At 36.2% G+C, this 24,888-nt stretch carries 20 protein-coding genes; 17 read left to right on the forward strand and 3 right to left on the reverse strand.

Going from position 1 to position 24,888, the window contains the following annotated elements; genetic code table 11:
* The first annotated feature begins 4 nt into the window (after window positions 1-4).
* The 17 genes from AWW83_RS00160 (at window position 5) to AWW83_RS00240 (ending at window position 18,116) form a co-directional block, all read left to right on the forward strand.
* The gene (locus AWW83_RS00160; RefSeq protein ID WP_092346601.1) at window positions 5-1,867 is read left to right on the forward strand and encodes a glycosyltransferase family 2 protein; all 1,863 of its coding nucleotides are present in this window, start codon (window positions 5-7) and stop codon (window positions 1,865-1,867) included.
* Window positions 1,864-3,447 carry a hypothetical protein gene (locus AWW83_RS00165; protein WP_092346604.1) on the forward strand — a complete coding sequence of 528 codons (1,584 nt, stop codon included), beginning with the start codon at window positions 1,864-1,866 and terminating at the stop codon, window positions 3,445-3,447. The genes AWW83_RS00160 and AWW83_RS00165 overlap by 4 nt, the downstream gene beginning before the upstream one ends.
* Window positions 3,448-3,458: 11 nt before the next feature.
* Window positions 3,459-4,514, forward strand: a complete 1,056-nt coding sequence (locus AWW83_RS00170) for an HlyD family secretion protein (RefSeq protein WP_092346607.1) — start codon at window positions 3,459-3,461, stop codon at window positions 4,512-4,514.
* Window positions 4,511-5,257, forward strand: coding sequence for a polyphosphate polymerase domain-containing protein (locus AWW83_RS00175; RefSeq protein ID WP_092346609.1), 747 nt, complete (start codon window positions 4,511-4,513; stop codon window positions 5,255-5,257). The genes AWW83_RS00170 and AWW83_RS00175 overlap by 4 nt, the downstream gene beginning before the upstream one ends.
* Entirely contained in the window at window positions 5,254-5,925 is a 672-nt protein-coding gene (locus AWW83_RS00180; protein ID WP_092346611.1) for a DUF4956 domain-containing protein, read from the forward strand. The genes AWW83_RS00175 and AWW83_RS00180 overlap by 4 nt, the downstream gene beginning before the upstream one ends.
* 72 nt (window positions 5,926-5,997) lie before the next feature.
* Window positions 5,998-6,744, forward strand: coding sequence for a helix-turn-helix domain-containing protein (locus AWW83_RS00185; RefSeq protein WP_092346613.1), 747 nt, complete (start codon window positions 5,998-6,000; stop codon window positions 6,742-6,744).
* 36 nt (window positions 6,745-6,780) lie between these two features.
* Window positions 6,781-8,784 (forward strand): NAD-dependent DNA ligase LigA, encoded by a 2,004-nt coding sequence (ligA, locus tag AWW83_RS00190; RefSeq protein ID WP_092346914.1) that lies wholly within the window; start codon window positions 6,781-6,783, stop codon window positions 8,782-8,784.
* A gap of 14 nt (window positions 8,785-8,798) precedes the next feature.
* Window positions 8,799-9,407, forward strand: a complete 609-nt coding sequence (locus tag AWW83_RS00195) for a hypothetical protein (RefSeq protein ID WP_143713843.1) — start codon at window positions 8,799-8,801, stop codon at window positions 9,405-9,407.
* 5 nt (window positions 9,408-9,412) lie between these two features.
* A complete protein-coding gene (locus AWW83_RS00200; protein ID WP_143713844.1) occupies window positions 9,413-9,937 on the forward strand; it encodes a DUF6913 domain-containing protein in 525 nt (174 codons plus the stop codon).
* A gap of 15 nt (window positions 9,938-9,952) precedes the next feature.
* Entirely contained in the window at window positions 9,953-10,297 is a 345-nt protein-coding gene (locus AWW83_RS00205) for an STAS domain-containing protein (RefSeq protein ID WP_092346623.1), read from the forward strand.
* 9 nt (window positions 10,298-10,306) lie between these two features.
* The gene (locus AWW83_RS00210; RefSeq protein ID WP_092346626.1) at window positions 10,307-11,785 is read left to right on the forward strand and encodes a sodium:solute symporter; all 1,479 of its coding nucleotides are present in this window, start codon (window positions 10,307-10,309) and stop codon (window positions 11,783-11,785) included.
* Window positions 11,786-11,843: 58 nt separating this feature from the next.
* Window positions 11,844-12,278 (forward strand): DUF5618 family protein, encoded by a 435-nt coding sequence (locus tag AWW83_RS00215; protein WP_092346629.1) that lies wholly within the window; start codon window positions 11,844-11,846, stop codon window positions 12,276-12,278.
* Between the two features lie 14 nt (window positions 12,279-12,292).
* Window positions 12,293-13,846: an L-glutamate gamma-semialdehyde dehydrogenase gene (gene pruA, locus AWW83_RS00220; RefSeq protein ID WP_092346632.1), complete on the forward strand. Its 1,554-nt coding sequence runs from the start codon at window positions 12,293-12,295 to the stop codon at window positions 13,844-13,846.
* A 61-nt stretch (window positions 13,847-13,907) separates the two neighbouring features.
* The gene (gene sucC / locus AWW83_RS00225; protein WP_092346635.1) at window positions 13,908-15,083 is read left to right on the forward strand and encodes an ADP-forming succinate--CoA ligase subunit beta; all 1,176 of its coding nucleotides are present in this window, start codon (window positions 13,908-13,910) and stop codon (window positions 15,081-15,083) included.
* Between the two features lie 56 nt (window positions 15,084-15,139).
* A complete protein-coding gene (gene rpiB / locus AWW83_RS00230; RefSeq protein ID WP_092346637.1) occupies window positions 15,140-15,799 on the forward strand; it encodes a ribose 5-phosphate isomerase B in 660 nt (219 codons plus the stop codon).
* Window positions 15,800-15,811: 12 nt separating this feature from the next.
* Window positions 15,812-17,470 (forward strand): acyl-CoA carboxylase subunit beta, encoded by a 1,659-nt coding sequence (locus tag AWW83_RS00235; RefSeq protein ID WP_092346640.1) that lies wholly within the window; start codon window positions 15,812-15,814, stop codon window positions 17,468-17,470.
* Window positions 17,448-18,116, forward strand: a complete 669-nt coding sequence (locus AWW83_RS00240; RefSeq protein ID WP_092346643.1) for a hypothetical protein — start codon at window positions 17,448-17,450, stop codon at window positions 18,114-18,116. Before AWW83_RS00235 ends, AWW83_RS00240 begins: the two co-directional genes overlap by 23 nt.
* Here AWW83_RS00240 and AWW83_RS00245 read toward each other — a convergent pair.
* From AWW83_RS00245 to carB, 3 genes are read right to left on the reverse strand one after another with little or no spacing between them, the layout of a single operon-like run.
* Window positions 18,075-20,486: a DUF4960 domain-containing protein gene (locus AWW83_RS00245; RefSeq protein WP_092346646.1), complete on the reverse strand. Its 2,412-nt coding sequence runs from the start codon at window positions 20,484-20,486 to the stop codon at window positions 18,075-18,077. The genes AWW83_RS00240 and AWW83_RS00245 overlap by 42 nt on opposite strands.
* Window positions 20,486-21,586, reverse strand: a complete 1,101-nt coding sequence (gene carA, locus AWW83_RS00250) for a glutamine-hydrolyzing carbamoyl-phosphate synthase small subunit (protein ID WP_092346649.1) — start codon at window positions 21,584-21,586, stop codon at window positions 20,486-20,488. Before carA ends, AWW83_RS00245 begins: the two co-directional genes overlap by 1 nt.
* Entirely contained in the window at window positions 21,583-24,888 is a 3,306-nt protein-coding gene (carB, locus tag AWW83_RS00255) for a carbamoyl-phosphate synthase large subunit (protein ID WP_092346652.1), read from the reverse strand. Before carB ends, carA begins: the two co-directional genes overlap by 4 nt.

Raw genomic sequence — 24,888 nt, forward strand, 5'->3', positions numbered from 1 at the left:
CGCTATGATTGAAGAAGTCAAGAAATACTCTGTCAAGGATATTTTGATTGATTCTGGAATTATTGATGAGAGCGCAATCAATGAGATTGAAAAATTTCAAAGTGAAACTGGTTGGTCTTTTGCGAAAGTTTGTCTGACATTTGGTTATGTGAGCAGAAAAAAATGGCGTGAGATTGTTGAATCGCTTGGATATGAGATGGTTGATGTTAAGAAGGAAAAAATTGACCCGAAGATTGTCTCTTATATGAATCTTTTAATTATGGAGCAATATCTTGGAGCGCCGATAAGAAAAGAGAACGGCAAAGTTATACTTGCTATGGTTGACCCGACGGATGCTGAATTTGTTGAGATTGTGAAGAGAGTTTTTAAAAGCGATGTTGAGATAATTTTTTCAATGGATGTTGATGTAATCTGGGTTTTACATAAATATCTCGGACCTCCTTTTTGCAGGATTGCGATTTATAATTTGCTCTGGAAAGATCCCGATAGGTCGGCGGTTTTAACTTTGACGACGAAACAAGTTATTATCATCGTTGGTTTGTTGACCCTTTATCTTATTTATTTTTCAATTAACCCAATTGGTGGGGTTGTGCTTTTAAACATTTTGATTAGTTTTTTATTTCTTTTTTCAATCCTTTTTAAGTTCACGCTTTCTCTTGTTGGAGCAAGATATGAACTTTATGAAGTCATAACGCAGGAAGAGATAAATGCACTCCGAGATGATGAACTTCCAGTTTACACGATACTTCTTCCTGTTTATAAAGAGCCCAAGGTCATAGCAAAACTTGTTGAAAGCATAAATCGTATGGATTATCCAAAGTTAAAACTTGATGTGAAGCTTTTACTTGAAGAAGATGATTTGGAGACGATAGATGCGGTGAGAAGACTTGATTTCCCTGCGGTTTTTGAACCACTTGTTGTGCCATCTGAACAGCCAAAGACGAAACCAAAGGCGTGTGATTATGGATTACTTTTCTCTCGTGGTAAATATCTGACAATTTATGATGCCGAAGATATTCCAGACGCAGATCAACTTAAAAAAGCAGTTGTGGCTTTCAAAAAACTTCCAGATGAATATATCTGCGTTCAATGTGCCTTGAACTATTACAATAGAGAAGAAAATCTTTTGACCCGTATGTTCACGCTTGAGTATTCTTATTGGTTTGATTATATGTTGCCTGGGCTTGATAGGTTGAAAATGCCAATTCCTCTCGGTGGGACGAGCAATCATTTCAAGAAAGATATTCTTGAAGAACTTGCTGGCTGGGATCCATTCAATGTCACAGAAGACGCAGACCTTGGGATAAGAGCTTATGCGAAAGGTTACAAAGTTGCTGTTTTAAATTCAACAACTTATGAAGAAGCTAACAAAGCAATTAAAAACTGGATAAGGCAACGCTCAAGATGGATCAAAGGTTATATGCAGACATACCTTGTTCATATGCGACATCCCATTGAATTGATCAAAAAATTGGTTTTTAAAGGTTTCCTTGGTTTTCAACTTTTTGTCGGCGGGACTCCGTTCGTTTTTCTTGCTAATCCTATCCTTTGGTTTGTTTTCACAACATGGCTAATTACCAAAGCTGAAATTATAAAGCTCTTTTTCCCCGATTGGGTTATGTATGTTTCAACTTTTAATCTTTTGTTTGGAAATGCGATCGTAATTTATATGAATATGATGTCAGTTTTCAGGCGAAAGTATTACAATCTCTTACCTTACGCATTGCTGAATCCATTTTATTGGATTTTGCATTCAATTGCAGCTTATAAGGCACTGTGGCAGTTGATTCAAAATCCATTTTACTGGGAGAAAACAGAGCACGGATTAAGTGAGATATTTAAGAAAGAAAAAATCCAAAAGAGATGAGAAATGCCGTTTTATCCATAGCATTAGCGTCGTTGGTTTTTCTTTATTACTTAACACTTGGAATGACTTTTCAAAATAATGGCTATCTTCATCCTGAGGGAATTTTTTTGATTGAGAAAGCACTGCTTGCGTTGAAGGGTAATCCACCACGACTTGAGAACATAGGTTTAATTTATCCGCCATTGCCGTTTTTCTTTACTTTTCCTTTTATAATTTCCGTCAATCCAATAATTGCTCCGGTGTTTGCATCTGCGTTTGGAATGGCGGTGCTTTGTGCGGTTTTAATGTACAGAGTTTTAAAACGAAATTTATCCTTTGTTTTCGTTTTCTATCTTTTAATGATTTTGACAATAAATCCGCTTGTTTTATACTCTGCGACATCTGGTGGAAGTTCTTATCTTTATGTTTTGTTTATCACGATATTTTTTGCTTTCATTTTTGAGTATTATGAGCGAAATGTGAGTTTTTATCTTGCGGTTGCCGGAATATCGCTCGGGATTTTGGCATTGATAAGATATGAGATTGTGTTTATTCTTGTCTTTTGGACTTTGGCAAATTTTATACTTGCTGTGGAAACAACACTTGAACCGGGAGTAAGTTATAAGAATTTTTACAGGTTGTTAAGAGAACTTCCTGCTTATAGACAAACTTTTTTCCGAAAGGTCATGGCGGTTTATCTTATGATTTTTATACCACCAATCGTTTCCGCTGTGAGCTGGATGTATCTGAACTGGATTTTCACATCAAATCCATTTCATTTTTTGAGCAGTCCTTATTCATATTTCAGAACTTTGAGAACCTTTGTTCTTTATAATCCGATTTTGCTTGAGGTAAGGGACAATTTTTTTAAAAGTTTGATTTATATCTTGATGGAAGTTTTCATCTCCGCTCCAACATTTTTGATCATATTTTTGTTGTTTGGTCATAGGTTGTTTTTTATACTTGCGTTAACTTCTCCAGTGATTTCCCTTTTTATAAGTTCATTTCTGGGGATTTCGCTTTTAAATGTTGATTTCTTTGTTCCGTTTGTTTTTCTTTCTTTCCTTGTTCTCGTTTATGCGTGTGAGCAAAAGAAAACATTGCGTAAAGCAATTATTCTACCGCTCTTTGGAATTGTCCTGATGATTTCTTCATTCACTGGTTATTATAAGCTCAAAAATTCAAATTATCCTGAGGAAAAAATTTTTGCAAGGGTTTTGCTTGGTGGCAATGCAGATGGAATTTTTGAAGATGAGAAAAAGGTTGCTGAATTTTTAAAAATGTATGCCGATTCAAACGATGTGATTTTGTTTGATGATGCGGATGGATATCCGATTGTGGTTTTTTATGGTTATCCTAAAAATATAGTTTTGCCTTATCAATATGAGTTTTCGTCCGTTGTTGAAAGACCTGAGGTTTATGCTGATTTTATCGTTGTTTATAATCCAGATACATATGAAGGTGGGCGTGATGCGTTGAATTTAAGACACAAAGATTTATTTTATCGTGGGGCTGATGGGCTTGATTTCGTTGCAAGTTTCGGAAACTTGAGAATTTTTCGCTCAAGTTACAGAGCAAAGAGTAAAATTGCTGGGAGGTGAAACATAAAGATATGAAATTTCTTCGGTTAATCGTCGCTTTGTTTTCATTGTTAATTTTGATTCTTTTTTTGAATAATGCCTGGATTTGGGATGATATAAATTCGCTTGGAGAAGTTTTGCCAGCAAAAGAGTTTCATTTGATTCGTTCGCAGGATGATAGAATAGTGACGATTTTAAAAAATAATTTGAGCGGAACTGTTGAAAGATATTCAATTATAAGCGTGGAAAGAGGCGATGCTATAAGAATGAGTTTAAATAATTCTTTTAAAGTTGGCGGATTTGTAAATTCTGGCGATACGATTTGTAAGTTAATTTCTGCTGAGACGATGTATCAGATCGTTAGATTGGAGGGTCTTATTTCAACTGAAATTGCAACTTTAAATTTTTACAAAACTGGTGAAAAAACCGCAATTATAGAAGAGGCAAGAGGTAGATTGGAGTCAGCCCAACAACAGCTTGAATATCAGGGAAAAGTCCTTGAAAGGATGAAAATTCTTTATGAAAAAAATCTTATCTCTCCACAAGAATATGAGACGGCAGAGAATTTATTTAAGCTTTATCAGGCAAATGTTTCAATTGCGAAATCTCAACTTGAAGCACTTGAAACGGGGGCAAAACCAGAGCAAATTCAATTAATTGAAACAAGAATTGAATCTTTGAAAAATGAACTTGAAGCGCTCAAACAAAAAGCACAATCTTACATCATAACATCTCCAATTTCTGGCGTAATTTTCAAAATTTCTTCTGGCGATACTATATTATCTATGGCGGATATTTCGGCGTTTTGTTGTTTAATTCCAATAAATGTTGATGAAAGGGCAAAAGTTAAAAATGGTCAAATTGTAGAAATAAAATCATCTGAAATTTTACAAGCGAAGATTGATGCGGTTGAAAATTCGGTTAGAGTAATAAATTTAAAGCAAATGGTTTTGGCAAGGGCGATAATTGAAAACAAAACTGAAAATTTAGTTCCACATCTCGTGGTTAAATGCAGAATTAAAGTTGGCAGGGTTAAACTTCTTGATTATGTTTATTTTTTTGTCAAACAAATTTTTACCTCGGGATGATAAGGTTTGAGTATAAATATCTTGCTCCAGTTGAGTTGATTGAACGATTGCGATTGGAAATAATGCCGTATGTAAATTATGATGAGTATGCGAATGCAAGTAAAATCGGTGAATATACAGTCCGAAGCATATATTTTGACAATGATAGATTTCAGTATTACAACGATAAAGTTGATGGTCTTGAGATAAGGAAAAAAGTTAGAGTTCGTGGTTATGGGGCTAAGGATGAAAGTAGCATTGTTTTCCTTGAAGTCAAGAGGAAAAAAGGTGTGTATATTTTGAAAAGCAGAGCTCCTTTGACATTTGAGAATTTGGAAAAGATATTTGTCTGCAAAGATTTTGAGAGATATATTTTAAACAAGCCGATAGAGAACGCTGTGAAAAGTGCGAAAAATTTTTTCTATTATGTTAATGTGGATAACCTTAAGCCAGTCATTCTTGTCGTTTATGAGCGTGAAGCGTATCAAGGTAAATTTGATAATTCGTTGAGAATTACATTTGATAAAAATTTAAGAGCTTCTCTTTCATCTCGTTTGACTGATTTATTTGACGAGTTGAATATGCGATATGTGATGAAGTCATATTTTACTGTTGAATTTAAAGGGAAGACAAAAATTCCACACTGGTTCAGGAATATAGTCGCAAAGTATGAGCTTAAATTTATGGCTTTGTCAAAGTATGTTTTATCTGTTGATGCTTTTGATTTTTCTGAGTTAAAACAAATCACAAGATTGGGATTATGATTGAGGATTTGCAGAATATATTTACGATTTCAATTTCGCCTGTGGAAGTGATAAGGAATTTGTTTGTTGCTTTTGTGTGTGGGTTTATAGTTTCGGTATTTTATAAAATTAGTTACAGGGGGATAAGTTATTCAAGCACGCTTGTTAATTCGTTGATAGCTCTTTCAATGATAACATCAGTTGTAATAATGGTTATAGGCAATAATCTTGCAAGGGCTTTTGGGCTTGTTGGGGCGATGTCAATAATAAGATTTAGAACAGCGATAAAAGACACGCAGGATATAGTTTTCATATTTTTTGCTCTTGCTGTGGGAATGGCAAGCGGTGTGGGTTTGTATGCGGTTTCTATAGTTGGGACGCTGACAGTTGGGCTGGTTATGTATGCCCTTTCAAGGTTAAATTACGGAATGCCAAGGAGAAAAGAATTACTTTTGCAATTTACTTATGAAGCAATAGACGAAAAAGAACCCGAATATACTTCTGTTATAAAAAGCGAATGTAAAGATTTTAAGCTGATAAATGTTAAAAGCCCAAGGGGCGATCTTTTTGAACTATCTTATTACATTAGGCTTAAAGATAAAAGCAAAGCAGGGGAACTTGTCAGGAAACTTTCAAAATTGCCAGGTGTTAAGAATGTTTCTCTGCTTGCTGATGAAGAGGGGTTTTAAATATCGGGGGCTCAAGTTTGATTTAAAAAGTTAATTTTGTTAGATTATTTCTGAAAACTAAACGGACCAGGAATGAGTGTAGCTGAAATTTTGAAAAAGGCACGTGAGGAAAAAAAATTAACCCTCAAAGAAATCTCTGCTAAAACGAAGATAAGCGAGAAATTCCTTGAAAAAATTGAGAATGGAACTTTTGACTTTGCTCCTGAACCTTATGTGAGGGCTTTTTTGAGAAGTTATGCGAGGGTTGTGGGGTTGAATCCGGATGAGGTGATAAAACTTTATGATAGTGAAATTTCCGCTTTAAAACCGAAGGAATCAATAAAAGAGGAAAAGGAGAAAATTCAATTTGATTTTGCATCGTTTGTTTCTGAAAATATATTGTGGTTAATCGGTGGGGCTTTGGTTATTCTGCTTGCTATTTTTATCTTCATAGGGGTTGGGAGAGAAGAGAAAAAAGAGGTTAGAAAGAAAAGCTTTGAAACTGCGGTTGAGGAAATATCAAAAGCAAATGAAATTCCAATGGAAAAAAAGGAAATGAAGATAGAACCAGATAGTTTGGAGTTAAAAATTATAGCTTCTGATTCTGTTTGGTTTAATGTGCTTGTTGATAGCGCACAGGCGAAAGAATTTTTAATGCCACCGAATACAAGTTTAACTTTGAAAGCGAGAAATAACTTTAATTTCACAATTGGAAATGCTGGTGGAGTTAAGTTTATATTGAATGGGAATGAACTTGAACCTATTGGGCGAAAGGGTCTCGTAGTAAGAAATTATGTGATTGATAGGGAGAAATTAAAATCTTTAACATTGCATAGATAAACAAAAACAAAGTTTTTTGGCGTTGAAATGAGGCAGATTGACCCGAAGATAATTGAAAGAGTTGAGGAATTAAGAAGACAAATTCGCGAACATGATTACAGATATTATGTCCTTGCGGAGCCGATAATTTCGGACTTTGAATATGATATGTTGATGAGGGAATTGATTGAACTTGAAAAACAATATCCTGAACTTGTGACTCCTGATTCTCCAACACAAAGGGTTGGCGGTGCACCTACAAAGGAATTTCCTACGGTGACGCATCCGGTTCCGATGTTAAGTTTGAACAATGCTTTTACAATTGAAGAGATAAGAGAATTTGATAGAAGAGTTGCAGAACTTCTTGAAGGTGAAAAATATAAATATGTTGCTGAACTAAAATTTGACGGAGTTGCTGTTAGATTAAAATACGAAAATGGAATCCTTGTTCTTGGGGCAACTCGCGGTGATGGAATTCAAGGTGATGATATAACTAACAATATAAAAACGATTCGTTCAATCCCATTGAGATTGATCAACCCTGATGAAAAATTTCTTAACATTGAAGTTCGTGGTGAAGTTTATATGAACAAGGTTGATTTTGAAAAGTTAAATGAGGAAAGGGAAAGATTAGGTGAAAAAATTTTTGCTAATCCGAGAAATGCTACCGCTGGAACATTGAAACTTCAAGACCCGAAACTTGTTGCACAAAGACCATTGAGATTTTTTGCTTACTATCTTATGGCTGAGGGGGTTGAACTTGAAAGTCAATATGAAAATTTGCAGATCCTTAAACGCCTCGGTTTCCCAGTGTGTGAGCATGTTAAGTTGTGTGAAAATATAGATGAAGTTATTGATTTTTGGAGATATTGGGAGGAACATCGGGATGACTTGCCTTACGAGATAGATGGAATCGTTGTTAAGGTTGATTCAATTCGTCAGCAGGAAATTCTTGGTGCGATAGCGAAAAGCCCGCGCTGGGCGATTGCTTTTAAGTTCACACCGAGACAGGCGCAAACAAAACTTCTTGGGATTACGCTTCAGGTTGGAAGAGTTGGAACCGTGACCCCTGTTGCAGAGCTTCAACCTGTTCCACTTGGTGGGGTCATTATAACAAGAGCAACGCTTCACAATGAGGACTACATAAGGGAGAAAGATATAAGAGTTGGTGATACGGTTATAGTTGAGCGAAGTGGCGAAGTGATTCCAAAGATAGTGGGTGTTGTTCTTGAAAAAAGACCACCAGATGCTGTTCCATTTGTGTTCCCGAAAACATGTCCTGTGTGTGGCGGACCGATTGAAAGACCAGCTGGCGAAGCAAATTATTATTGCGAGAATCCGGAATGTCCTGCGCAGGTTAGAGCAAGAATTGAACATTTTGCATCGCGTGGCGCAATGGATATTGAAGGGCTTGGGGAAGCGATAGTTGATAAACTTGTCACACTTGGGTTTTTGAAGAATTATGCAGATATATACGAGCTTCACAAACATAAGGCAAAACTTGTAAAGATTGAGGGATTTGGGGAGAAAAGCGTTCAAAATCTTTTGAATGCGATTGAAAACAGCAAAAAACAGCCATTTCATCGCGTTCTTTACGCTTTGGGGATAAGATATGTTGGTTCTGAGACCGCAAAACTTCTTGCGGATGCATTTGGTTCAATTGATAAATTGATGAAAGCAACGCCTTCACAGATTGAGTCGGTTTATGGAATTGGTCCCAGGATTGCCGAAAGCGTTTACAAGTTTTTCAGGGATCAGAGAAATCTTGAATTGATTGAGAGATTAAGAAATGCAGGATTAAATTTTGAAGTTAAGCCAGAAGAAAAAGCGAAGAAGAAACTTGCTGGGAAAACATTTGTATTCACAGGGACATTGAAAAGTTTCACACGTGAGGAGGCAAAGGAAAAAGTTGAGGAACTTGGAGGTAAGGTCAGCAATAGCGTTAGCAGAAAAACAGATTATGTTGTCGTTGGTGAAAATCCAGGCTCAAAGTATGATAAAGCAAGGCAGCTTGGTGTTAAGATAATAACCGAGGAAGAGTTCCTTGAACTCATTAAATAAAAATGGAGGAAAAAATGCGTAAATTCTTTTTTGTCCTACTTTTCTTTGTTGGTGGAAATTTTTTATTTGCACAGACATTGCCGGGTAAATTTGGATTTGGCGCCGATTTGGGGATAACGATTTTGCAGGGACAATCAAAGCCGTATGTCCAACCTCTTGGGAGCGCTCATGTGAGATGGGGCGTTTTTGATTTTCTTTCAATTAATGGAAAATTTTCCGGTGGGTGGGTTGGATTTAGAGATAAAGATACAAATGTTAAGAACTGGACTACAATAATTTCGGGAGAAATTCAACCTGAATTTCACATTGTCCCACGCAGTAGATCCGATGCTTACTTTTTCATCTCCGCTGGAATGATCCATTATCAGCCGAATATCAACAGTTATATGGGCAAAAATACGCCGACGGTTGGCTTTGGTCTGGGATTAAATATGTATGTTAGACATTTTCTCTCCGTTGATTTTTCTGCGTCATATAATCTCACAACAAGAGGAGATTTTGACGGAAATCCAAATACAAAAGATAAAGATGGTTTCATTGCTTTGAAACTTGGTCTTACTTATTACTTTTACGACAAAGAATACATTCGTCAAGCATACATAAGAGGGAAAAGAGCAAGATGATGGAAATGAGAAAATTAGCGCAAAAATTTTTTCTTTATATTGCAAAGTTGAGAAGTGAGGTTAAAGGTAAAAAAATCATCAATTTCACGCAAGCATTTCAAAGAGCAAGATATATTGTTGTGATAATGCCGAGGGAAAAAGAGCAGTTTATGATTGCATATGATTTGCTTAAAGATATTCCGGGCAAATATAACATCACCGTTATAGCGACCTCTAATTTCAAGGAATACTTCACGATCAAGCGTTATAGATATGTTGAGATAACAAAGGATGATGTTTCAATTTTCGGGCTACCGAAAAAAAATTTTATAAGAAAACTTTCCTTGTTTAGATATGATGTTGCGATTGATATGAGTTTTAATTTTGATTTGTTCAATGCGTGGTTGTGCCAGGAACTTAACGCTGGAATAAAAATCGGCTTTAAGCGTGACGATTCTGATTTATTTTACAATTTCCAACTCGCTATAAAAAGAGATACAGATTTGAGGTCTGCTTATCACGGGATAATCGGGTCGTTGAGCATTTTTTAACAAATTTTTTGTAATATGAATTTTGAAATTTCCAAGCCAGAGAAAAATACCATAATTTTCAAGTTGCGTGAGAAGAAGATGGATGCTTTAATTTCACCGGATTTAAAAGCAGAATTTCTCGCACTTTGTCAGAAAGGTGTTAAGAAAATAATTATTGACCTTTCTGATGTTGAGTATTGTGATAGTTCGGGGTTGAGTTCGCTTTTGTTCTGCGAGAGAAGAATGAGAGAAAATAAAGGCGAAGTTTATCTTGTCGGGGTTAGGGATAAAGTTTTAAACTTGATAAAAATAGCACGGCTTGACCAGTTGTTTAAGTTTTCAAATTCTGTTGAAGAAGCGCTTGGAACAAAAACAAAGTGATAATCTCTGATGAGCTTTGGACTTGCTGATTGGATTATTGTCGTTCTTTATCTTATCGGGGTTGCAATTTTTGGGATAATCTCCGGGGGAAAACAAAGAAGCACATCTGATTATTTTCTTGGGGCAAGACAAGTTCCATGGCTTGCTGTGTGTTTCGCTGTTGTCGCAACTGAAACAAGCGCCTTAACTTTTTTGAGCATTCCGGGAGTTGCGTATGCGACAAATTTGAATTTTTTGCAGTTAACATTTGGCTATATTCTCGGTAGAATTATCGTAAGTTTTGTCCTTCTCCCAGCTTATTATAAAGGTGAGCTTGCAACTGCTTATCAATTTCTCGGTATAAGATTTGGTAAAAAAATCAGAAATTTTGCTTCAATCGTTTTTATGCTCACTCGTCTTGCAGCTGATGGGGTTCGGCTTTTCACAACCGCAATTCCACTTGCAATTATATTGAAAAGTTCTGGACAGTTAGCAAACTGGTCTGATACTCAAATTTATATTGTTTCAATTGCGATTGTTTCTTTTGTGACCTTTTTATACACATTTATCGGTGGAGTGAGGGCGGTTATATGGATGGATGTGGTTCAAATGTTCATTTACATAGGTGGTGCAATTTCTGCTATAATCGTTCTTTCTTTGAAGATAGATGGCGGAATTTCACAGGTTTTAAATTTTGCATCTGAAAAATTTAAAATCATAAATTGGGGATTTGATAAACCGTTGAATGAATTTTTCACGCAACCTTACACTTTATTTGCGAGTTTAATTGGCGGAGCGTTTCTTTCAATGGCTTCACACGGTGCTGATCAACTTATCGTTCAACGACTTTTAACAACGGACTCGCTCAAAAATAGCCAAAAAGCACTTATCACAACTGGCTTTATAGTTGCTGTTCAATTTTTTATGTTCCTTTTTCTTGGGCTTATGCTTTACACTTTTTACAATGGAGCAAAGATGAATCCAAACGAAGTATTTGCTGACTTTATTGTTAAGTATATGCCAAGCGGAATTTCTGGCTTAATAATTGCTGGGCTTTTTGCAGCTGCTATGTCAACGCTTGCTGGTTCAATGAGTTCGCTTGCTTCGTCTGCTATGATTGATATTTATAAACCTTATTTCGGAAAAGATAATGATGAGAAAAAAGAACTTCTGATTTCAAGGATTATAACAGCGATATGGGCTGTGCTTCTCGTTGGCTCTGCTATGTTTTTTATGAAAACTGAAAGAACTGTCGTTGAGTTAGCTTTAAGCATTGCGTCATTTACCTATGGCGGATTACTCGGGTCTTTCCTTCTTGGTGCTTTGTTTAAAAAAGTTAATGAGATAGATGCTTTAATTGGCTTTGTTTTTGGGATTGCTGTTATGATATATGTCATCTTGAATACAAAAATTGCGTGGACATGGCACACTTTCATTGGAGCTGGGGCGACGATTTTGGTTGGGAATTTGATTTCAGTGGTGAGAGGCGCTGTCAGGAGCGAAGTTTGAATTTAGTCGGTTAAAATTTTTAAATTTGCAGAGAGAAAAATTTGATTTTAACCTGTGTATGCGAAAGAGAAATAAAATAAGGAAACTTTTAAAACTGCCAGAGACGCCGGAAGAAGCATTTGAACTTGCAAATGAACTTTATAACAATGCTTTGAAAACACTTTCTGAATCGCCAGTTGAAAATGGAAGATACAGAAACATTAAGAAAGTTTCCGAAGCCTGCGGGACTGCTTATCTTGCTGTGTTAAGAGCCATTGAAGGGGAAATGTTAAGGAGAGGATTTTCTCCGGATGAATTTCCGGAAAATGTAATAGAGTATAGAAAATTTTTGAGGAGTTTGCCGAAAAATGGTAAGCTGATTGATGCGTTTAACACTGTTTATGAGAATTTACATCTTTTTGGGTATTACAGACACGGTGCTGATGAAGCGATGATAAAATCGGGCTTTGAGAAGGCAAGAGAAATTATCAATAAATTAACAGGCAAAAAATAAAAGCGGAGGTTAAAATGAAGTTACCAAAATTTAAAAATGAGCCATTTACCGATTTCTCAAAACCTGAGAATCGCAAAAAAATGGAAAAGGCTCTCGCAAAGGTTGAGAGCGAACTTGGGAGGGAATATGAGATCGTAATTGGAGGTGAGAGGATTAAGACAGATGAAAAATTTTATTCTTACAATCCTTCAAAAAAGGATCAAGTTGTTGGTGTTTTACAAAAGGGAAATGCTGAACTTGCTAAAAAGGCGATTGAAGTTGCAAATGATGCGTTTAAAGAGTGGGGAATGACAAAGCCGGAATATAGAGTCAAGATAATGTTAAAAGCTGCACAACTTTTAAGGAAGAGAAAATTTGAATTTGCAGCGTGGCAGGTTTTTGAAGTTGGGAAGAACTGGGCGGAAGCAGATGCAGATGTTGCAGAAGCAATTGATTACCTTGAGTATTACAGCAGATGGGCACTTCATTACGCAAAAGGTGCTCCTGTTGTAAAATATCCGGGTGAAAAAAATGAAATGGTTTATATACCGCTTGGTGCAGGTGCAGTTATACCGCCGTGGAATTTCCCACTTGCGATTTTACTTGGTATGACGGTCGGTGCGCTTGTTACTGGAAATACGGTTGTGTTAAAACCATCAAGCGATTCCCCTGTAATTGGTGCGAAGTTCTATGAACTTATGAAAGAAGCAGGTCTTCCTGATGGAGTTTTGAATTTTATCACAGGTCCTGGCTCAACAGTTGGAGATACACTTGTTGCTCATCCGAAAACAAGATTTGTTGCATTTACAGGTTCAAAAGAAGTTGGAATTCACATTTATGAACTTGCTTCAAAAGTTCAACCAGGGCAAATATGGTTAAAGCGTGTGATCGCTGAAATGGGTGGGAAAGATGCGATAATAGTTGATGATGAAGCAGACCTTGATTCAGCAGTTAAAGGTGTTGTCGTTTCAGCTTTTGGTTATCAAGGTCAAAAATGTTCCGCCTGCTCAAGAGCTATAGTTGTTGAAAGCGTGTATGATAAATTTATTGAGAAACTCGTTGAGGAGACGGAAAAACTTGAAATTGGACCAGCAAAAGAAAATTATCCTGTCGGACCTGTCATCAACGCAGGGGCTCAGCAGAAAATCCTTTCATATATTGAAATTGGAAAGTCGGAAGGAAAGTTGTTAACAGGTGGAGAAGCGGTGCGACAGGATGAAGGTTATTACATCAAGCCGACAATTTTCGCAGATGTTGACCCGAAAGCAAGAATTGCGCAGGAAGAAATTTTTGGACCTGTTCTCGCTGTTATAAAAGCAAGAGATTTTGACCATGCGATTGAAATTGCAAATGACACTGAATATGGTTTAACTGGTTCTGTTTATACGAGGAACAGGAAGAAAATTGAAAAAGCCAAAAAACTTTTCCATGTTGGCAATCTCTACATAAACAGGAAATGCACGGGCGCAATAGTTGGAGTCCATCCATTCGGTGGATTTAATATGAGCGGAACGGATTCAAAAGCAGGTGGTCCAGATTATCTCTTGTTGTTCTTGCAAGGGAAAGCAATATCAGAAAAAGTTAAGTGATGAACATCTTTGAAAAAGTCGTTTGGAACATGAGAAATTTAAAACAAATCGCACTTTTAAAATGAAGATACACGAATATCAAGCGAAGGAGATTTTAAAAAAGTTCGGCGTTGCTGTTCCCAGAGGTCGTGTTGCATTTACACCTGAAGAAGCCGTTGAAGTCGCAAAAGAAATCGGCGGTGACTTATGGGTTATAAAAGCTCAAATTCACGCTGGTGGCAGAGGAAAAGCCGGAGGAATTAAACTTGCTAAAAGTTATGATGAAGTTTATCAACACGCAAAAAATATGCTTGGCTCCAAACTTGTAACTTATCAAACAGGTCCAGAAGGTAAAATTGTTAAGAAAGTTCTCGTTGAGCAAGGTTTGAAAATTCAAAAAGAACTTTATGTTGGGATTACGCTTGATAGAGCAACTTCAAGAAATGTCGTTATGGTTTCAAGCGAAGGTGGTGTTGAAATTGAACAGGTTGCAGCTGAAAGTCCGGAGAAAATTTTGAAAGAATATGTTGACCCCAAAGTTGGTTTTATGCCTTATCAAGCAAGACGCCTTGCCTTTGGGCTTGGGCTTGAGGGTGAAGCGTTTAAAAATGCAGTTAAATTTTTGCTCGCACTTTACAAAGCTTACGATGAAACGGATGCATCTCTTGCGGAAATAAACCCGCTTGTTCTTACAACCGATGGAGAAGTTCTTGCTCTTGATGCGAAGATGAATTTTGATGATAATGCCCTGTTTCGCCATCCTGAAATTGCGCAGTTAAGAGATATTGATGAAGAGGATCCTCTTGAAGTAGAAGCATCAAAATATAACCTCAACTACATTCGCTTAAATGGAAATGTGGGTTGTATGGTCAATGGCGCTGGGCTTGCGATGGCGACGATGGATTTAATAAAACTTGCTGGTGGAGAGCCCGCAAACTTCCTTGATGTAGGCGGTGGTGCAAAAACTGAAACAGTTGAACAAGGGTTCAGAATAATTTTGTCGGATCCAAATGTTAAGGCAATTTTGATAAATATCTTCGGTGGAATCGTTCGTTGTGATCGTGTTGCTCTTGGAGTCGTTGAAGCAGCTAAAAAAGTTGGTGTGAATGTTCCCGTTGTTATCCGCCTTGAAGGGACAAATGCAGAAGAAGGAGCGAAAATTTTAAAAGAATCGGGATTGAATTTTATCGTTGCAAATGGTTTTAAAGATGCAGCTGAAAAAGTTGTCAAAGTTTTAAAAGATCTTGGCATAAGCTAAACACAATGGGGGACTTTCTTTCGTCCCCCTTTTGAAAATTTAAATTTGCTTTCGCAATGCCCAAAAAATTGATCACAGAAAAAACGGTTTTAGATTTTTACAATCAAGGCAAAACCGAAATAGAAATTGATAAAAACACGATAGTCACACCTTCCGCACGGGATAAAGCCCTGCAGTTAAAAGTTAAGTTTGTTGAAAAGTTTGAAACCGCTCAAAAATTTAATTACCCATTGAAGCCAGAGCCAAAATTAGATGGTAAAAAAATCGTTGCAATAGCAAGTGATCACGCTGGATTTAAATTGAAAGAAGAACTTAAAAAATTTATCTCCGAACTTGGTTATTCCGTTCTTGATCTTGGGACGAATTCTGAAAGTTCGGTTGATTATCCAGATTTTGCTTATGCGGTGGCTTATGCAATTATTTCGGGTAAAGCTTGGCGTGGATTGATGATTGATGGCACAGGCGTTGCCTCTTCAATCGTTGCAAATAAAGTTCCGGGTGTAAGAGCAGCATGTTGTCATAATGAATTCACCGCAAGAATGAGCAGAGAACACAATGATGCAAATATGTTAACAATTGGTGCTCGTGTTATTGGGAGCGAACTTGCAAAGGAAATTGTTAGAGTTTTTCTTGAAACAAATTTCGGCGGGGGAAGACACCTCCAACGGCTTAATAAGATTTTTGAAATTGAGCAAAAATATCTAAAGCAAAAGTAAAAAATCAACAAAATGCCAAAAGCAATAGGTAGCCCGATAAAGCGGGATCAAAGCTTCTTTGAAAATGAAGATAATATGAAAAATTTGTTAAGAATTTTGAATGCGAAAGCAGAACAGATAAAACTTGGTGGTGGAAAAGATGCAATTGAAAAACAGCACAAGCGTGGCAAATTAACCGCAAGAGAAAGAATTCAAAAATTGATAGATCCGGGAAGCGAGTTCCTTGAAATAGGTTTGTTTGCTGGTTATGAGATGTATGAAGAATATGGTGGCGCACCATCTGGAGGTGTAATTGTTGGAATTGGAAAAATTCACGGTCGTGATGTCGTTATAGTTGCAAATGATGCAACTGTTAAAGCTGGGGCTTGGTTTCCAATAACCTGCAAAAAGAACCTGCGAGCACAAGAAATAGCAATGGAAAATAGAATTCCGATCGTTTATCTTGTTGATTCAGCAGGTGTTTTTTTGCCATTGCAGAGTGAAATTTTCCCAGATAAAGAACACTTCGGTAGAATTTTCAGAAACAACGCTATAATGTCATCAATGGGGATTCCGCAAATTGCAGCAATTATGGGTCCGTGTGTTGCAGGTGGAGCTTATCTTCCAATCATGAGCGACGAAGCTTTGATTGTTGAGGGCACGGGAAGCGTTTTCCTTGCGGGACCACATCTTGTTAAAGCTGCAATTGGTGAAGAAATTGACATTGAAACCCTTGGCGGAGCGACCGTCCACAGTGAAATTAGCGGTGTCACGGATTACAAATGTAAAAATGATGAAGAAGCAATTGAAACGATAAGAAGCATAATCTCAAAACTTGGTGAAACACCAAAAGCTGGATTTAACAGAGTTGAACCACGCCCACCAAAATTTGACCCGTATGAAATTTACGGCATAATTCCAAAAGATATTTCAAGACCTTACGATATGTATGAAGTTCTTGCAAGAATAGTTGACGATAGCGAAATTGATGAATACAAAGCTGGATATGGTAAAACCGTGATCTGTGCTTATGCGAGAATTGATGGTTGGGCTGTTGGAATCGTAGCAAATCAAAGAACAATCGTTAAAACAAAACTTGGCGAAATGCAAGTTGGGGGCGTGATTTATTCTGATAGCGCAGATAAAGCAGCCAGATTCATTATGAATTGCAATCAAAAGAAAATTCCGCTTGTTTTCTTTCAGGATGTAACCGGCTTTATGGTTGGTAAAAGGGCAGAGTGGGGTGGAATTATAAAAGACGGAGCAAAAATGGTAAATGCAGTTGCGAACAGCGTTGTTCCGAAGTTTACATTTATAATTGGAAATAGTTTCGGCGCTGGAAATTACGCTATGTGCGGAAAAGCATATGACCCGAGATTTATCTTCGCTTGGCCAACTGCTCAAATTGCAGTTATGGGCGGAAAACAAGCAAGCGAAACATTGTTAAGTATAAAACTTTCGCAAATGGAAAGAGAAGGTAGAGTCATAACGAAAGAAGAACAGGAAAAACTTTTGAAGGAAATTCAGCAAAAATATGAAAAAGAAATGGAACCGTTGTTTGCAGCTGCACGACTCTGGGTTGACGGGATAATTGACCCAGTTGAAACAAGAAAGATAATTTCTCGTGGAATTGAAATCGCAAACAATAATCCGTATCTGCCGAGATTCAATGTCGGGGTTATTCAAACTTAACATCTTAACACTTCTACTTTCATTTTCAATCGCACAATCACAGTCAATCTTTAACACCTTGCTCAAAAATAAAATTTTCTATGTCCATCAACTACGCAATTTCATCAGAAGCGAAGAATTCAAAGAGTTAAAAAATAAACTCGGCGATCTCAACGCAATTGATATCATTTATAAAAAATCTCTCGTCTTGTGCGATTATAATATAAAAGATGCACTTTTCGTGTGCGCACTTGCAACCCTTGATCACAGAAAAATTAACTTTAAACTTCCTCTCCTTGGATTTAAAATTCCGATTTTCTTAACCTCCGAAAGCGAAGAGCAATTTTTTAAAAGAACCTCAAACCTGCCATCGCATATTTTCTCCAATACAATTGACGATAGAGATAAACTTCAACATTTTTTCTTTTCTGCTTATTTAACATATACAAATGAAGGTAGGGCAAGTGCAGATAAAATTGGTTTGCTTGTTGAAGAAGGTGAAAAATTAGGGTTAAATCTTGTCAGAGATGAAAGAGATATTTTAGCAAATAGATTGGGGCAAAATTTTGGGCTCTATCTTCACAAAAATCCACTTGCACTCCCGTCAAGATTTTTGCAACCTGACTCAATCAAACAAAATTTTAACCTGCCTTTTAAACCTGAATGAAAACCCAATTTTCAAACTCGTTTCATCACATTCAAAACTTTTGCAAACTTTATCATCAATCAAAACATTTTTAACATTGCGAGGGCTTTCAAAAATCTCAAGATTTACATTTATCTCTGGAAGATTATTCTTTTCAAAATTAATAACAAGACAATCACTTGATTTCTCAATCGTTATGTTAATTCTCATATTTTGCAATCTCAAATTTTTCATCTTTACCGAGCCAATCGCATCTTTTATCCTTGGTTTAAAAGTTAATTTTTTCTCAAACGCATTTACATCAAACTCAAAATCATCAAGGATTTTCTCAACAAAAGATGAAACGCCAATCGCAGAGTTAAGATCAAATTGATTTATCTTGCTTGATAACTTTTTTACACCATTTTCAAATCGCATTTTGGACTTTAATTCGTTCAATTTTTCCATATATTCGCTATCTTCAAGAGTATTGGCAAACAAAAGAATTGAGTTAAAAGCATCGGGATAATTTTGCAAATTTTCTATCTCGCCTGAAATTAAATTCTTAATCCTTTGCCATGTAAATTTCGCAAAAAGTTTATCTTTTGAAGAGCGAAGATAATCTCCACAAATTTTGATGAAGTTAAACTTCAAATTGTTATCGTATTCAAAAAATCCAGAAAGCAAAAACTTTTGGGGTAATTTACTATCAACGCTTATGTATCTTCCGAGAAATTCAAGCGTGTCTCTTGTATCTTCATAATCTCCAATTTTAAGCAATGTGTTAAGTGAATTTAAAATTTTTTCTGTGTTGATAAATTCCTCTCTCAAATCATTGACCAAAAATCGTCCCAGCGTTTTGACATCTTTCATAAACTTTGGAAGAAGCGAAACAGCAAATTTAAATTTTTGATTTATGTTCTCGTCCTGTGTCTCAATTGTGAGATATTTTCTCAATGCGTTTCTGACAGATTTGAAGTTTTCTTTGAAAATTTTGTGCGGTGATGTGAGAGAAAGTTTGTAAAGTTCTTTTGATTCAGATAAAATATCTTTTGGGGCTCGTGGATTTTGAAAGACACCTGTGATTGCAAAGTTAAATGCTTTTTCAGAGCCAGCGGAAACTTTGTAAAAAATCTTAACATCAACAAAATCTCCAACTTTAATTTCATAACTTTCTGGCTTTCGTGCGCTTCCAGCAAAAATAGCGAAGATTTGAGGATTGAAAACATAAAAGCATTTTAACTTTTCATCAAACCCAAACGAGAAATTTTTAATTTGAAATTTTGGCTCGCTTAAAAACTTTGGGGAAATTTTTAAATTTAAACAAATTTCAATTTCTTTGTCGCTTGTTATCAAAAAATTTGAGATTAAAATCGGCTTTTTTGGATGTGTGAAGATTGTTTCACAGAATTTGGCTTCGCCAATTTCAAAATTTCTAACCACCGCTTCTGGTTTCAGGATAAGTTGTGGTTTTTCAATTTGCTTGAATTCTTCATTGCTTTTTAAAGACAAACTAATCTCGTCAATTATTTGTAATGGTGGGATTGATATTGACTTAATTTTTTGCTCTGTTATTTCTGCGAAAATTTGCTCGCCTTGAATGAGATAATTTCCTTTTATTTCGCTTTGAATGTCAGTGCTTTTTCTGCCAATTTTCTTCTGTGCTGTTCTTAACGCCTTGTTTTCAAGTTGAAAACTTGCACGTGTTATGTTTTCTCTGAAATCCCAATATGTCTTTGGCTCTGGGAATTTGCGAGGATTGTTAAGATATAAAATTGAGTTCAAAAGCAATCTGTCAAGATTGTTCCAGTTTGGATTTCCCTTGTCCGAGAAATATACATATCCGCCAATTGCGATGATTTTAAATTTGCTTTCAAATTCAAACAAAATTTTTTTCGTTGGATTGATCTTGTCATCAACTTTTTCAATCCCAACAATTTTTAAATTTTCTGGCGTCCGATCTACATAAGCGAGCATGATTTTTTCTGTCTTTTCTGATGCGGTGAATGTATAAGTTGCGTTGTGAAGTTTTCGGAAAACTGGATGACCGAGGAAAGAAGCAAAACCATACGATCGTGAAGAGGTTAAAATTTCTCTTTTTTCAAAATCAGGTTCAATCGGTTCAATGTTAAGAACATTGAGAAGTTTAACTGCTGTCAAAGTTAAAAGCAAATTTCCACCACGGTTTAAAAAGTTTAAAAGTGTTGTTTTGAATTCGTCTGAACTTGCGAATTCTGGAAGATTTAAACTTTTGTCGTAATGCCACCAGATGATGTTGAATTCGTTTAAATTCGCATTATTTATTTTTTCAATTTCAACTTGAAATGCACAACCTGTTCTTGCCCTCAACCATTTAAATGCGCTTAACTGTTCCTGTGAAGGTTCTGAATCAATTAAAAAAGCAATTTTCATCAGAAAACATTGTTTTGTGTTTTTTGGAGCAAATAGACGAAATTTTTGAAGATGTATTCGCTATCGTGCGGTCCAGGTGATGCCTCTGGGTGATACTGAACTGAAAAAACTGGAAAGTTTTTCAATGCAATTCCCTCAACTGTGCCATCGTTTAAACTTATATGTGTGATTTCAACATCTGATTCTTTCAATGATTCTGGATCAACCGCAAACCCGTGGTTTTGTGATGTTATCTCAATTTTTTCGGTGATTAAGTTCTTAACAGGATGATTTGAGCCACGATGACCGAATTTCATTTTGTAAGTTTTGCCACCAACCGCAAGAGATAGAAGTTGATGCCCAAGACAAATTCCAAGTATCGGTTTTTTTGAAATTAATTTTTTGATGTTGTTAATTGCATAAGTTAATGCAGAAGGATCTCCAGGTCCGTTTGATAAGACAATTCCATCTGGATTTAAAGACAAAATATCTTTCGCATCGGTATGAGCGGGAACAACGAGAACTTTACAATTTAATTTTTCAAGTTTACGAAGTATGTTTAATTTGACTCCGAAATCGTATAAAACCACGAAGAATTTTGCGTTGTTTTCAGGATTGAAAATATAACTTTCTTCCGTCGTTGTAAATTTTGCAAGATCAAGACCGCTCATTTGTGGAATTGATCTGGCTTTTTCAATCAAACTTTTATCGTCAAAGTCAAGCGTTGAGATTACACCTCGCATCGCTCCTTTATCTCTTATTTGTCTTACCAAAAATCTCGTGTCAACATTTGAAATCCCAACGATGTTATGTCGTTTAAGATAAGAGTCAAGAGATTCACTTGCTCTCCAGTTGCTGTAAAACTTTGAAATTTCTCTTACAACAACTCCTGCTACCTGTGGCGATCTTGATTCAATATCTTCATCATTTATCCCGTAATTTCCGATTAATGGATTTGTGAATATCAGGATTTGACCTTTGTATGATGGGTCTGTTATCATTTCCTGATACCCAGTTAATGCAGTGTTAAATACAACTTCGCCATAGGTTTCTCCTTCAGCGCCGAAATTTACACCTTCAATCACAATTCCATTTTCAAGTGCAATTTTTGCTTTTCTCATTTTGCAAATTCATATTTAATTTCACGATGGTATTCTTGTAAACTTTTTATCGTTAATTTCCCTTCTTTCAATTTTTTAATCGCTTCAACTGCGCTGAATCCTGCTGAAAGAGTCGTCACGAATGGAACTTTGTATTTTATGGCGTTTCTTCCAATTGCGAACTCATCAAACCTTGAAGTTTCCCCAAGAGGCGTGTTTATGATAAAATTTATCTTTCCTTCTTTTATCAAGTCAACAATGTCCGGGTGTCCTTCATTTACTTTGAAAACCTTTTCAGCTTTGATCCCATTTAAGTTCAAAAATTTTGCTGTTCCATCCGTAGCCAGAATTTTAAATCCAAGATTTATAAATTCTTTAGCAATTGAAATTATCTTCTCGTTTTTATCTCTGTCATTTACGCTTATCAAAACATTTCCGTAAAGTGGAAGATTGTTCCCAGCGCCAATTTGTGCCTTTGCAAAAGATTCACCAAGTGAATATGAAAGTCCAATTACTTCACCAGTTGAACGCATCTCTGGTCCAAGGAAAACATTTATATTCGGAAGTTTTGAAAATGAAAAGACGGGGGTTTTACATGCTTTGATCTTAACAGTTTTATGGTTGAAGTTTTTCAAATTGAATTCCTGCATTACTTCATCAGAATTTTTAACGAGAATTTTTGTCGCAATCCTTGCAAAAGGTATTCCAGTTGCTTTGCTTAAAAATGGAACAGTTCGTGATGAGCGGGGGTTTGCTTCAAGAACATAAACAATCCCATCTTTTTCCGCAAATTGTATGTTGATCAACCCGATAACATTTAAAGCAATTGCAATTTTTTGTGTGTATTCAATTATTTTTTGAATTGTCTCATTTGATGACATAAACGGCGGATAAACGCAGGAGCTATCCCCGGAGTGAATCCCTGCTTCTTCAATGTGTTCCATTATTCCAAGCAAAAGAACATTTTTACCATCGCATATTGCGTCAACATCGTATTCAAAAGCATCTTCAAGAAACTTATCTATCAAGACGGGATTATCTTTGGAAATTTTTATCTCGTGTTTTAGATAATCAATCAGCACATTTTCACGGTAGATTATTTTCATTGCTTTTCCACCGAGAACATAAGACGGGCGAACGAGAACGGGATAACCGATCTTTCTTGCAATTTCAAGAGCTGATTCAATTGAATTAGCATAATCTCCGGGTGGATAGTTTATTCCAAGTGTGTCAAGAAGTTGAGCAAATTTACCTCTGTCTTCTGCGATGTCTATACTTTGTGGAGATGTCCCGAGAATTTTTATCCCTTCGCTTTCAAAAAGTTTAGCAAGTTTTAACGGGGTTTGACCGCCGAAGCTTAAAATCACACCTTCTGGTTTTTCAAGTTCAATTACATTCATAACATCTTCAAAAGTTATCGGCTCAAAATATAATCTATCCGCAGTGTCGTAATCTGTTGAAACTGTCTCTGGATTACAATTTATCATAATCGTTTCAAAACCTTCTTCTTTCAGAGCGAAAACAGCGTGAACATTTGTGTAGTCAAATTCAATGCCTTGTCCAATTCTATTTGGACCGCTTCCAATGATTAAAATTTTTCTTCTTTGTGTTGGGGTGGATTCATTTTCAAATTCATAAGTTGAGTAAAAATAAGGCGTGTATGATTCAAATTCAGCAGAGCATGTGTCAATCGTTTTGTAAACAGGAATTATGTTAAGTTTTTTTCTTAAACTTCTAATTTCTTTTTCAGTGGTTTTCCAAATGTGAGCAAGCTGTATGTCGGAAAATCCATTTTGCTTGGCTTTCAAGATTAATTCTTTTGCAAGATTTGGATTTTCAAGCGCTGTTTTAAAGATGTCGGTATTTTTCAATTCTTCTTCAATCTCAACTATCTCTCTCAAATTGTAAATAAACCATTTGTCAATTTTCGTAGCTGTGTAAATTTCGTCAATTGTCGCACCAAGTTTAAAAGCGTGCCTTATCCAGAAGAAATTGTCCCACTTGTTTTGTTTCAATCGTTCAAGAATCTGATTTTTTAAGTTTTCATCTTTACCCAAAATTTCAATTTCATCCTTTCCATCGCATCCAAGACCGAATCTTTCAATTTCAAGCGATCGTATTGCCTTTTGAAAAGCTTCTTTAAAATTTCTTCCAATAGCCATAACTTCGCCAACTGATTTCATCTGGACCCCGAGCGTATCGTCAACTTCTTTAAACTTTTCAAAATCCCATCTCGGAATTTTAACAACACAATAATCTATTGATGGTTCAAACGATGCGGGTGTTTTCTTTGTGATGTCGTTTGGAATTTCATCAAGCGTATAACCCAAAGCAAGAAGTGTTGCAATTTTGGCAATCGGAAAGCCAGTTGCTTTGCTTGCTAACGCCGAACTTCTGCTCACACGTGGGTTCATCTCTATGACAAGCGTTTCTCCGTTTTCTGGATTTACCGCAAATTGTATGTTTGCTCCACCTGTTTCAACACCAATTTCATTTATTATCAACCTTGCGTAATCACGGAGTTTTTGATATTCTTTGTCTGTTAATGTCTGTGCAGGTGCAACCGTGATTGAATCCCCTGTGTGAATTCCCATCGGGTTAAAGTTTTCAATTGAGCATACAACTACAAAATTATCTTTTTTATCTCTCATCACTTCAAGCTCGTATTCTTTCCACCCGATTACAGATTGTTCAAGAAGAACTTTTTTAATCGGGCTTTCTATCAATGCTTTTTCAAGTTTGACTTTCAAATCTTCAAGATCATAGGCAATTGCACCACCTGTTCCACCAAGCGTAAAACTTGGTCTCAAAATAACTGGAAAACCAATTTTTTCAGCAAAACTTATCCCCTCTTCAATGCTTTTGACATATTCACTTTGTGGAACTTTTAATCCGATCTTCTCCATCGCTTTTTTGAAAAGTTCTCTATCTTCGGCTTTTCTGATCGCTTCAATGTTTGAGCCAATTAACTTAACATTGTATTTTTGTAAAATTCCAATCTCATAAAGTTGAACGGCAAGATTGAGCGCAGTTTGTCCTCCAAGTGTAGGGAGTAGGGCATCAGGTCTTTCTTTCTTAATTATCTCTTCAATGAAAAAAGGAGTTAAAGGTTCAAGATAGGTCGCATCCGAAAATTCTGGATCCGTCATTATAGTGGCTGGATTATTGTTGACGAGAATGACTCTTATACCAAGTTGCTTAAGAACTTTACATGCCTGAGTCCACGAATAATCAAACTCACACGCCTGTCCTATTACTATTGGACCGCTTCCAATTATAAGAACTGAACTTATCCGTTCTTTCACTTTCCCTTGCTTCAAAAT

It is taken from the genome of Candidatus Chryseopegocella kryptomonas, from assembly GCF_001536065.1.
Lineage (GTDB): Bacteria > Bacteroidota > Ignavibacteria > Kryptoniales > Kryptoniaceae > Kryptonium > Kryptonium kryptomonas.